This is a genomic window from Microbacterium pollutisoli (assembly GCF_053586795.1).
In genome coordinates this window covers 43,312-54,084 of record NZ_JBNYWT010000008.1, presented here as the reverse complement: position 1 = coordinate 54,084, position 10,773 = coordinate 43,312, and the positions used below count along the sequence as shown (strand labels likewise).

At 71.2% G+C, this 10,773-nt stretch carries 11 protein-coding genes; 10 read left to right on the top strand and 1 reads right to left on the bottom strand.

Annotation, left to right across the window (positions count from 1 at the left end; translation table 11 throughout):
• Positions 1 to 174: 174 nt before the first annotated feature.
• On the bottom strand, positions 175 to 789 hold the full coding sequence (locus ACQ143_RS14475) for a TetR/AcrR family transcriptional regulator (protein ID WP_449571409.1): 615 nt from the start codon (positions 787 to 789) through the stop codon (positions 175 to 177).
• A gap of 106 nt (positions 790 to 895) precedes the next feature.
• On the opposite strand from ACQ143_RS14475, the gene paaZ reads away from it, so the two are divergent.
• From paaZ to ACQ143_RS14425, 10 genes are all read left to right on the top strand, one after another.
• Entirely contained in the window at positions 896 to 3,028 is a 2,133-nt protein-coding gene (gene paaZ, locus ACQ143_RS14470; protein WP_449571408.1) for a phenylacetic acid degradation bifunctional protein PaaZ, read from the top strand.
• Positions 3,029 to 3,045: 17 nt separating this feature from the next.
• The gene (gene paaI / locus ACQ143_RS14465; RefSeq protein WP_449571411.1) at positions 3,046 to 3,423 is read left to right on the top strand and encodes a hydroxyphenylacetyl-CoA thioesterase PaaI; all 378 of its coding nucleotides are present in this window, start codon (positions 3,046 to 3,048) and stop codon (positions 3,421 to 3,423) included.
• Between the two features lie 82 nt (positions 3,424 to 3,505).
• Positions 3,506 to 4,477, top strand: coding sequence for a 1,2-phenylacetyl-CoA epoxidase subunit PaaA (paaA, locus tag ACQ143_RS14460; RefSeq protein WP_449571407.1), 972 nt, complete (start codon positions 3,506 to 3,508; stop codon positions 4,475 to 4,477).
• Positions 4,478 to 4,517: 40 nt separating this feature from the next.
• A complete protein-coding gene (paaB, locus tag ACQ143_RS14455) occupies positions 4,518 to 4,823 on the top strand; it encodes a 1,2-phenylacetyl-CoA epoxidase subunit PaaB (protein WP_449571406.1) in 306 nt (101 codons plus the stop codon).
• Positions 4,820 to 5,647, top strand: a complete 828-nt coding sequence (gene paaC, locus ACQ143_RS14450) for a 1,2-phenylacetyl-CoA epoxidase subunit PaaC (RefSeq protein WP_449571405.1) — start codon at positions 4,820 to 4,822, stop codon at positions 5,645 to 5,647. The genes paaB and paaC overlap by 4 nt, the downstream gene beginning before the upstream one ends.
• On the top strand, positions 5,644 to 6,144 hold the full coding sequence (gene paaD / locus ACQ143_RS14445; RefSeq protein ID WP_449571404.1) for a 1,2-phenylacetyl-CoA epoxidase subunit PaaD: 501 nt from the start codon (positions 5,644 to 5,646) through the stop codon (positions 6,142 to 6,144). Before paaC ends, paaD begins: the two co-directional genes overlap by 4 nt.
• On the top strand, positions 6,144 to 7,370 hold the full coding sequence (paaE, locus tag ACQ143_RS14440; protein WP_449571403.1) for a 1,2-phenylacetyl-CoA epoxidase subunit PaaE: 1,227 nt from the start codon (positions 6,144 to 6,146) through the stop codon (positions 7,368 to 7,370). The genes paaD and paaE overlap by 1 nt, the downstream gene beginning before the upstream one ends.
• An 8-nt stretch (positions 7,371 to 7,378) precedes the next feature.
• Positions 7,379 to 8,149 (top strand): enoyl-CoA hydratase/isomerase family protein, encoded by a 771-nt coding sequence (locus ACQ143_RS14435; RefSeq protein WP_449571402.1) that lies wholly within the window; start codon positions 7,379 to 7,381, stop codon positions 8,147 to 8,149.
• Between the two features lie 167 nt (positions 8,150 to 8,316).
• Entirely contained in the window at positions 8,317 to 9,477 is a 1,161-nt protein-coding gene (locus tag ACQ143_RS14430) for an alpha/beta hydrolase (protein WP_449571401.1), read from the top strand.
• A gap of 101 nt (positions 9,478 to 9,578) precedes the next feature.
• Complete coding sequence (locus ACQ143_RS14425) at positions 9,579 to 10,766, top strand: AI-2E family transporter (protein ID WP_449571400.1); 1,188 nt, start codon at positions 9,579 to 9,581, stop codon at positions 10,764 to 10,766.
• Positions 10,767 to 10,773 lie beyond the last annotated feature (7 nt).

Sequence of the window (10,773 nt, the reverse complement as noted above, 5' to 3'; positions counted from 1 at the left end):
CCCGCACGCTGCCCACCGACACCGCCAGTCGCAACACCCCCACACGAGACTCCAACAACACCTCAGGACCCACGCCCCACCTCCAGATTCAGGTGTTGCACTGACCCCCTGAATCTGCCGCATCCATTCCCCACATGCGCGCCAAGTTGCGACGAAGAAGCAGCAGCAGCCGGGCTACGCGCGGGGGTGCAGGCCGTCGAGGGCGACGCGCAGCACGTCCTGGGCGAGCAGGTCGGGGTCGACGCGGCCGTCCGGGCGGTACCACTCAACGACGGAGTTGATCATCCCGAAGATGAGGCGCGTCGCGACCCCGGCGTCGACGTCGGCGCGGATGAGCCCCTCGTCCTGGGCGGCGCGCACCAGCGCGGTGACCTGCTGGTCGAACACGCGGCGGCGCTCGAGTGCGGCGGTCTCGACCGCGCTGTTGCCGCGCAGGCGCAGCAGCAGGGTCACCGAGGGCAGTTCGGCCGTCAGCACCTTCACGGCCCCGGAGATCACCGCGGTCAGGCGGTCGGATGCCGTTCCTTCGCGCTGCCGGGCGTCGGCGAGGACTGCTTCCAGACCGCTCAGTGCGGTCTCGAGGGCGATCGCGAGCAGCTCCTCCTTCGAGGAGAAGTGGTGGTACAGCGCGGACTTGGTCAGCCCCAGACGGGCGGCGAGGTCGGACACCGAGGTCGCGTCGTAGCCCTGCTCGTTGAACAGCTGCACCGCCACGGCGAGCACCTGGTCGCGGTCGTAGCCCGGGCGCCCGCGCCGCGTGGGGCCCTGGTCGGTCGGCTGCACAGTCATCGGCTCAGTCTCCCACTGCCTCGTTCTGCGGAACGGTTGCCCGCTCCGATCCCCTCTGAGAGTATTACTGAACGATAGGTCTGTAATCCCAACGGAGGGCGCACACATGACCGGCATCCTGCCCAGTTATCTCTGCGACCGATGGTGGATGCCGGAGCACGACGCCGAAGCCACCGTCATCCACGACTCCTCGACGGGCGAACCGATCGCACAGGTGAGCACCCGCGGCATCCCGCTCGCCGAGGCCCTCGAGCACGCCCGCACCGTGGGGCAGCGCAGCCTCGGCGCCCTCACCTTCCACCAGCGGGCCCTGCTGCTCAAGCAGTTCGCGCTCGTGCTCACCCAGCACAAGGCCGCGCTCACCGAATTGTCCAAGCGGGCCGGCGCCACCGCGCGCGACTCGCTCAGCGACGTCGACGGGGGCATCGGCGTGCTGTTCACCTACGCCTCGAAGGGGCGCCGCGAGCTGCCCAACGCCCAGGTCTACCTCGACGGTGATGTCGAGCCGCTGTCGAAGGACGGGACATTCCTCGGCCGCCACGTGTACACCCGGATGCCGGGGGTCGCGGTGCAGATCAACGCTTACAACTTCCCGATGTGGGGCGCGCTCGAGAAGTTCGCGCCCGCGTTCCTGGCCGGTGTACCGAGTGTCGTCAAGCCGGCGACCCCGACCGCGTACATCGCCGAGGCGTGGGTGCGTGTGCTCGTCGACGCCGATGTGCTGCCCGCCGGGACATTGCAGCTGGTCAGCGGCGGCGTGCCCGACCTGTTCGATCACCTGCGACTCGGCGATCTGGTCGGCTTCACCGGCAGTGCCGCCACGGCGGCCAGGCTGCGCGCGCAGGCGGGGCCGGGCGTGCGGTTCACGACCGAGACCGACTCGATCAACGCGTCGGTGCTCGGCCCCGACGCGGCCGTCGGCACGCCGGAGTTCGATGCCTATGTGAAGCAGCTGCTGGTCGAACTGACCAGCAAGGCGGGCCAGAAGTGCACCGCGATCCGGCGGGCGATCGTGCCGCACGCAATGGTGGATGCCGTGGCCTCCGCGCTGCAGGAGAAGATCGCCGAGCGGGTGGTGATCGGCGACCCGCACGCCGACACGGTCACGATGGGCCCGCTCGTGTCGGTCGCCCAGCGTGAGGAGGTGCGCCGGCAGGTCGCCGCGCTGCAGGATGCCGGTGGCCGCATACTGCTCGGCTCGACCGACGAGCCGGAGGTCGTCCGCGCCGACGGCACGACCGGCCCCGCGCCCGGCGGCGCCTTCGTGCAGCCGGTCGTGCTCGGCTTCGACGATCCGCGTACCCCGGCCGTGCACGAGATCGAGGCGTTCGGCCCCGTCGCGAGCATGCTGGGCTACGACACCGTGGCGGAGGCCGCGGAGCTCGTGAACCTCGGCGGCGGGTCGCTCGTGACCAGTGTCGCCACCGGCGACCCGGCCGTCGCCGCCGAACTGGTGGCCCGCATCGGCGCGTACAACGGCCGCGTCCTGATCCTCGGCAGCGAGAACGCCCGCACCTCGACGGGCCACGGCGCGCCCGTGCCGCACCTCGTCCACGGCGGACCGGGCCGCGCCGGCGGGGGCGAAGAGCTCGGCGGCATCCGCGCGGTGCTGCACCACATGCAGCGCACCGCGGTGCAGGGCTCGCCCGAGGTGCTCACCGCGATCACCGGGGTATGGCACTCCGGCGCGGCCGCGACCGACGGCATCCACCCCTTCCGCAAGTCGCTCACCCAGCTGCGCCTGGGCGACCGCTTCGCCTCGCCGCCGCGTGAGGTCACCCTCGACGACATCGAGACCTTCGCGCACTTCACCGGCGACACCTTCTATGCGCACATGGACGAGACCGCGGCCGCCGCCAACCCGTTCTTCCCCGGCCGCGTCGCCCACGGCTACCTGCTCGTCTCGTTCGCGGCGGGCCTGTTCGTGGACCCGGACCCTGGTCCCGTGCTGGCCAACTACGGGCTGGAGAACCTGCGGTTCACCACGCCGGTGTCGCCGGGCGATCAGATCCGCGTGACGCTGACCGCAAAGCAGATCACGCCGCGGGAGACGGACGAGTACGGCGAGGTGCGATGGGACGCCGTCATCCACAACCAGCGCGACGAGGTCGTCGCCGCCTACGACGTGCTGACGCTCGTCGCCAAAGAAGGGGTGGATGCCGCCGGCTCGGCCGACCGGGTGGATGCCACAGGCGCGGCCGGTGCCGATGCTGCGGCCGCAGGGGGAGCGGCCTCGTGAACGCCGACGTGCGTCCGATGATGCGTCGCGACCGCGCCTCGGCGGCGCTGGGCATGGCGGTCGAACTCGACGAGCCCGGACGTGCGCGCGTGCGGATGCCGGTGCGCGAGGACATGCTCAACGGGTTCGACATCACCCACGGCGGTTTCGTGTTCGCGCTCGCCGACACCGCCTTCGCCATCGCCTGCAACGAGGATGACCGGGTGACCGTCGCCGCCGGGGCCGACATCACGTTCCTCAAGGCGACCCGGTCCGGGCAGACCCTCACCGCGACCGCCGAACGTCGCACGGTCTCGGGCCGCACCGGGGTCTACGACGTCACGGTGACCGACGAGACCGGCGCGGTCGTGGCCGAGTTCCGCGGCCGCTCGCTGCGCACCGACCGCTCGCTCTGACCGGCCGGCACCGCGCCCCCTTGTCACTCCCACGGGGCGGCGACTACACTTACTGACCGAACGTTCTGTAATTAGGGGGTCGATGATGACCACGACGCAGATCGGCGCCGACGCCGAACAGCAGGCCGAGTTCGATGCGCTCATCGCCGCCGACCAGCGCATCGAGCCGCGCGATTGGATGCCGGAGGGCTACCGCAAGACCCTCATCCGTCAGATCTCGCAGCACGCGCACTCCGAGGTCATCGGCATGCAGCCCGAAGGCAACTGGATCACCCGCGCACCGAGCCTCAAGCGCAAAGCGATCCTCATGGCCAAGGTGCAGGACGAAGCCGGCCACGGGCTGTACCTGTACTCGGCGGCGCAGACCCTCGGCATCACCCGCGACGAGATGACGCAGCAGCTCATCGACGGCCGGGCGAAGTACTCGTCGATCTTCAACTACCCGACCCCGACCTGGGCCGACATGGGAGCGATCGGCTGGCTCGTCGACGGCGCCGCCATCGTGAATCAGGTGCCGCTGTGCCGCGCATCGTACGGCCCGTACGGCCGGGCGATGGTGCGCATCTGCAAGGAGGAGTCGTTCCACCAGCGACAGGGCTTCGAGATCCTGCTCGCGCTGATGCAGGGCACCGCCGCACAGCGGGAGATGGCACAGGATGCCGTCGACCGCTGGTACTGGCCCTCGCTCATGATGTTCGGGCCACCCGACGACGCGTCGCCCAACTCGGCGCAGTCGATGGCGTGGAAGATCAAGCGGTTCAGCAACGACGACCTGCGCCAGCGGTTCATCGGCATGCTCGTGCCGCAGGCCGAGATCCTCGGCGTCACCCTGCCCGACCCGGAACTGCGGTGGGATGCCGGGGCGCAGCGCTGGCACACGAGCGACATCGACTGGGACGAGTTCCACGAGGTGCTGGCCGGCCGCGGGCCGATGAACGCCGAACGCATCCGTCACCGCCGCGACGCCCACGACGAGGGCGCGTGGGTGCGGGAGGCCGCTGCCGCGTACGCCCGCAGGCAAGCCGACCGCGCGGCGAAGGAGGCGGCGGCATGAACGCACGGCACAGCCGGCATCCGGACAAGGAGGTGGCCGCATGACGACCCCCGGCGCATCCGACCGCGAGACGTGGCCGCTGTGGGAGGTGTTCGTCCGCGCGAACCGCGGGCTCAGCCACGTGCACGCGGGTTCCCTGCACGCGCCCGACGCCGACCTCGCCCTGCGCAACGCCCGCGATCTGTACACCCGGCGCGGGGAGGGCACGAGCGTGTGGGTCGTCCCCGCCGAGGCCATCACCACGAGCGACCCCGGGTCCAAGGGTGCGTTCTTCGAGTCGCCGGCGGGCAAGAACTTCCGCCACGCGACCTACTACACCGCCAGCGAGGGGGTGCCGCACCTATGAGTCATCCGCTGCAGACCCACGGCGAGGTCACCGTCGATCGCGTCGAACTGGCCGCCGAACTCATCGGCGCCGGTGACCGTGCGGCCACCGCCGACGTGGCCGCCTACTCGCTGTGGCTGGGGGACGACGCGCTGATCCTCGCGCAGCAGCTGAGCGCCTGGATCTCCCGTGCGCCCGAGCTCGAAGAGGATATGGCGCTGGCGAACATCGCGCTCGACCTGCTCGGCCACGCCCGCTCCCTCCTGCACTATGCGGGCACCTTCGACGGCCGCTGCGAAGACGACCTCGCGTACTTCCGCGACGAGCACGAGTTCCGCAGTGCGTGGCTGTTCGAGCAGCCCAACGGCGACTTCGCGCAGACCATCGCGCGGCAGCTGCTGGCATCCGCGTATCACTTTGAGCTCTACACCGCGCTGGCCGCCTCGACCGATCCGACGCTGCGCGCGATCGCGGCGAAGGCTGTCAAAGAGGTCGAGTACCACCGCGACCATGCCGTGCAGTGGACGCTGCGGCTGGCCGGCGGCACCGACGAGTCCCGGCACCGCTTCGCGCGCGGACTGCGCGACATGTGGCCGTACGTCGACGAGCTGTTCCGTGACGACGAGCTCACCGACCGGCTGGCGGGCGTCGCCGTGGCACCGTCGACGCTGCGAGCCGGCTTCGACGAGGTCGTCGCCGCCGTGCTGGCGGCGGCGGAGCTGGAGACCCCCTCCGTCATGCCGTCGGCCGGCGGTGGACGCCACGGGCGGCACTTCTCGCACCTGGGCTTCGTGCTCGCCGAGATGCAGGTGCTCGCCCGGCAGCATCCGGGGGTGACGTGGTGACCATCGCCGAACCGCTCACCGCCGACCTCGGCCACGCGTGGGCTGTAGCCGCGGCCGTCCGCGACCCCGAAGTGCCCGTCCTCACGATCGAGGACCTCGGAGTGCTGCGCGACCTCGAGGTCGACGGCACGCGGGTGACGGTCACCATCACCCCCACCTATTCGGGCTGCCCCGCCACCGACGCGATCCGCGACGACATCGTGGTCGCGCTCACGGCCGCCGGCTTCGCCGACGTCGAGGTGCGCATCGCGCTCGCACCGGCCTGGACCACCGACTGGATGAGCGCCGCCGGCGCCGCCAAGCTGCACGGATTCGGCATCGCCCCGCCGACCGGGCGCCGGGCGGTCGGCCCGATCCCGCTGACGCTGGCGGTCCGGTGCCCGCAGTGTGGATCGCTCGACACCCGCGAGATCTCCCGCTTCGGTTCGACCGCCTGCAAGGCGCTGTATGAATGCCGCGCGTGCCTCGAGCCGTTCGACCACTTCAAGGTGCATTGATGGCGGCGCACTCGAAGGCGGACGCCGGCGCCGTGGGCACGGCCGACGCGCCGGGCGTCGCCGCCGAGGCGGCCGGGGTGGATGCCGCGCCCATCGCCGACGCGTTCCTGCGCAGCGCGGTCGGCGGACCCACCGTTCCGGGCCGGCGGCGCACCCGCTTCCACTCGCTGGAGGTGCGCGAGGTGCGCCCGCTCACCGCCGACGCGATCGAGGTGACCTTCGCCGTCCCGGCCGAACTGCAGGGGGAGTACGACTACCTGCCCGGCCAGCACGTCGCGCTGCGCGCCACGCTGCACGGCCGTGAGCTGCGCCGGTCGTACTCGCTGTGCCGCCCGCCGCAACCCGGTTCGATCTCGATCGCCATCAAGCGCGACGCCGGGGGTGCCTTCTCGACCTGGGCGCAGACCGGGCTGCACGCCGGAGACCGGCTCGACGTGATGAGCCCGCAGGGCACCTTCACCTCCACGCTCGCCGCGCTCGACGGCGCGCACGTGGCGGGCATCGCAGCCGGCTCGGGCATCACGCCGCTGATGGCCCTGGCATCCACTGTTCTGGCGAGATCCGAGACCTCGCGGTTCACGCTCGTCTACACGAACCGATCGACCGTCGATGTGATGTTCGTCGAAGAGCTCGCCGACCTGAAGGACCGCTACCCCACGCGACTGGCACTGCACCACGTGCTCTCGCGCGAGCAGCGCTCGGCACCCGTGCTGTCGGGCCGCATCGACGAGCAGAAGCTGCGCACCATCCTCGACGCGCTCGTGCTCCCCGAGACGATCGACGAATGGTTCCTGTGCGGGCCGCTCGAGCTCGTGCAGCTGTGCCGCGACGTGCTGGCCGACATCGGCGTCTCCCACGAGCACGTGCGCTACGAGCTGTTCACCACCGGCGAGAACACCCCACCGGCGGGCGCCCGGCCGGTCGCCGTGCGCCCCGATGCCGAGGTCGTCACGATCGACTTCGCCCTCGACGGACAGTCGTCGCGGGTGACCAGCCCGGTCGACGCCCACGAATCGATCCTCACCGCGGCGCTGCGGGTACGGCCCGACGTGCCGTTCGCGTGCGCCGGGGGAGTGTGCGGCACCTGCCGCGCCCGCCTGGTGAGCGGGTCGGTGACCATGACGGAGAACTACGCGCTCGAACCCGACCAGCTCGAGAACGGCTACATCCTCACCTGCCAATCGCACCCGACCACCGCGACGGTGTCGGTCGACTACGACGTCTAGGAGTCCGCATGATCGAGCTGCACATCCGCGACGAGGTCGCGCACATCACCCTCGCCCGTCCCGACAAGCTCAACGCGCTCGACGAGCAGGCGGTGCGCGACCTGGGCGATGCGTACGCCGACGCCGAATCGGCCGGCGTGCGCGCGCTCGTGCTGCGCGGCGAGGGCCGGGCGTTCTGTGCGGGGCGCGACATCTCGGGCGTCGACCCGCGCACCGACGACGTGTCGGGATATCTGGACGGGCTCGTCACGCCCGTCCTGCAGCGCATGGCCTCCTTTCCCGCGCCGACCTTCGCCGCCGCGCACGGCGCCTGCCTGGGCGTGGGGCTGGGCCTGCTCATCGCCACCGATGTCGTCTACGTCGCGGAGAACGCGAAGATCGGGTCGCCGTTCGCGGTGCTCGGCGCGACCCTCGACTCGGGGGGCCACGCCCTGTTCTTCGAACGGCTCGGCGCGCACAAGACCCTCGACCTCATCTACACCGGCCGGCTCATGACCGGCGCCGAGGCGGTGCAGTCGGGCCTGTTCTCGCACGTGTTCCCGGCCGACGAGGTGGGTGAGGCCACGGTCGCTGCGGCGACCGCCGCGGCTGCCGGGGCGACGGCCGCGTTCCTCGCGAGCAAGCAGCTCATCGCCCAGGTGCGCGACGAACGGCTCGGGCTGTGGCGGTCGATGGATGCTGAGAACGCGGCCCAGGCCGCCCTGTGCGACACCGAGGACTATCGCGAGGGCTTCGCCGCCTTCCAGGCCAAGCGCCCCCCGGTGTTCCGCGGCCGCTGACCCGCCGCGCCCGCGCTCCGCCTCCTTGTCGCCGAGCCGCCTATATGTGTACGAGACGCCGAGCTCCGTACCGGCCGAAGGTAGGCGGCTCGTACGGAGGTAGGCGTCTCGCGAAGGGGTGGGGGAGGGGTTTACACGCAGGTGTGGGGGACGTAACGTGGCCCACCGTGTCTTACGGCTATCTCATCGGTCTTGCGATCCAGGGCGCCCTCGTCGGGCTCACCCTGTGGGCTCCGCGCCGGCCGTACTGGCTGGGCGGGCTGGCCTACCGGGTCGCCGCCGCGTACAACGAAGCTCCCCTCCTCTTCCTTGCCATCGTGCTGGTCTCGGCGGTCGCCACGTTCCTCGAGTATCCGCTGGTGACTCCAGCCGCGTGGCTGATGCTCGCCCTCACGGCCGCGCTCGTGGGCGCCCTCGTCGTCATCATCGTGCGGGGCGCGGCGGCCCGCCCGGTCATCGCCCGCAGCCTCGACGCGGGCCTCGGCGCCGGCTGGCGCGACGAGATCGACCCGTCGCTGCGCACCGGACTGCGCACGCGCCCGCCGTGGGGCCGCATCGTGCTGACCTTCGTGTTCCGCCCGCGCGGGATCGAGCGGCGCCGCAACGTCCCGTACGGTCCGGCCGGCCGCTTCCACCTGCTCGACGTGTACCGGCGCCGCGGCGGCAGTCCCGCGAAGGCCCCCGTGCTGGTGCACTTCCACGGCGGCGGCTACGTCGGCGGCGCCAAGAGCTTCGAATCGCGGGCGCTGCTGTTCCACCTCGCGCAGCGCGGCTGGGTCACGATCACCGCGAACTACCGCCTCCGCCCGGATGCCGGGTTCGGCGAGCATCTCTCCGACGCGAAGCGGGTCATCGCCTGGGTGCGTGCCCACGCCGACGAACTGGGCATCGATCCGGCCATGATCGTCCTCGCAGGGGGATCGGCCGGCGGACACCTCTCGACCATCGCGGCCCTGACCGCGAACGACCCGCGCCACCAGCCCGGCTTCGAAGACGCCGACACCACCGTGTCGGCGGTCGTCAGCCTCTACGGCTGGTTCGGCGGGTACTACGAGGTGGGCGGCGCGGACTCCGTCGCAGGACCGCTGGGACACTCCGCGGCGACCGCCCCGCCGATGTTCATCGCACACGGCGAGAAGGATTCGCTCGCGTATGTCGAGACCGCCCGCCGCGCGGTCGCCCACCTGCGCGCGGGCTCGGCCCACCCGGTCGTCTACGCCGAACTGCCCGGGGGTCAGCACTCCTTCGACCTGTTCCACTCGCTGCGGTACTCGGCCGTGGTGGACGGGGTGGACGCGTTCACCGCCTGGGTGCGCTCGCGCGCCTGATCCCGCCCCGCCGGCACAGCTTCGGCCACGGGCACGGCGCCCGGCATCCACTCGCCGTCCGCAACGCGGACATCCGGCATCCATCGTCTAGCGTCGTACCCATGGGACTGTTCAGCTCGACACCCAAGACCGTCCGCCTCGACAGTCGTGCGGAGCCGCTGCGCGTCGCAGCGCCCGGCAGGCCGTGGAGCCTGTGGGCCGACGGGCTGGGCGTGCTCGCGATCCGCGCGCTGCAGGTGATGATCGTCGTCGCGATCGCCGCGGCCGTGATCATCGGCATCCGACAGGTCACGGTGGTGACCATCCCCCTGGTGATCGCGCTGATCCTCGCCTCGGCGTTCGCGCCGGTGATGTCGTGGATGCGGCGGCGCGGAGTCCCGCCGCTGCTGGCGACGCTGCTCGCCCTGGCAGCGATCCTCGTCCTCCTCGGCGCGGTGTCGTGGCTCATCGTCTGGGCCGTCCGCGACCAGTGGGACGAGCTGTACACGCAGGCCGAACAGGGCTTCCAGGATCTGCTCGCGTGGGTGAACACGCTGCCGTTCCAGATCGATCAGGCCCAAGTCGACGAGTGGATCGCGGCCCTGACCGACTTCCTCACCAGCGCCCAGTTCGGCTCGGGCGCCCTGGCCGGCGTCAGCGCCGTCGCCAACTTCGTCACCGGCATGGTGCTCATGGTCGTCATGCTGTTCTTCTTCCTGAAGGACGGGCCGCAGATGTGGGCGTTCGTGCTGCGGCCCTTCCGCGGCGCCAACTACGAGCGTGCGGTGCGCATCGGCGACAAGACGGTGTCCACCCTCGGGTCGTACGTGCGGGGCACGGCGACGGTCGCGGCGGTGGACGCCATCGGCATCCTCATCGGCCTGCTCATCCTGCAGGTGCCGCTGGCGGTGCCACTGGCCGTGCTCGTGTTCCTGCTGGCGTTCATCCCGATCGTCGGGGCGACGCTGGCCGGATTCCTCGCCGCACTGGTCGCCCTTGTCGCGCACGGCTGGGTGGTCGCGCTCATCGTCGTGGGTGTGGTCGTGCTCGTGAACCAACTCGAAGGCAACTTCCTGCAGCCGGTGCTGATGGGGCGCTCGATGAAGCTGCACGCCTTCGTCGTGCTGGTCGCGCTGACGGTCGGCACCGTGCTGGCCGGCATCATCGGCGCGGTCTTGGCCGTGCCGCTCACCGCCGTGGCGTGGGGCATCATCCAGGTATGGGACGGCCCGCACACCCCCGCCCGCTGGGCGCGGCCCAAGCGCCGCGACCGGATGGTCGACCAAGGGACGCGAGCACCCATCGCGTGAGGTCAGC

Bases quoted from the DNA above. Each gene is read 5' to 3' on its own strand.
- ACQ143_RS14475 (WP_449571409.1), bottom strand. From the start codon at position 789: ATGACTGTGCAGCCGACCGACCAGGGCCCCACGCGGCGCGGGCGCCCG.
- ACQ143_RS14425 (WP_449571400.1), top strand. From the start codon at position 9,579: ATGGGACTGTTCAGCTCGACACCCAAGACCGTCCGCCTCGACAGTCGT.
- ACQ143_RS14435 (WP_449571402.1), top strand. From the start codon at position 7,379: ATGATCGAGCTGCACATCCGCGACGAGGTCGCGCACATCACCCTCGCC.
- paaA (WP_449571407.1), top strand. From the start codon at position 3,506: ATGATGACCACGACGCAGATCGGCGCCGACGCCGAACAGCAGGCCGAG.
- paaE (WP_449571403.1), top strand. From the start codon at position 6,144: ATGGCGGCGCACTCGAAGGCGGACGCCGGCGCCGTGGGCACGGCCGAC.
- paaC (WP_449571405.1), top strand. From the start codon at position 4,820: ATGAGTCATCCGCTGCAGACCCACGGCGAGGTCACCGTCGATCGCGTC.
- paaI (WP_449571411.1), top strand. From the start codon at position 3,046: ATGATGCGTCGCGACCGCGCCTCGGCGGCGCTGGGCATGGCGGTCGAA.
- paaB (WP_449571406.1), top strand. From the start codon at position 4,518: ATGACGACCCCCGGCGCATCCGACCGCGAGACGTGGCCGCTGTGGGAG.
- paaZ (WP_449571408.1), top strand. From the start codon at position 896: ATGACCGGCATCCTGCCCAGTTATCTCTGCGACCGATGGTGGATGCCG.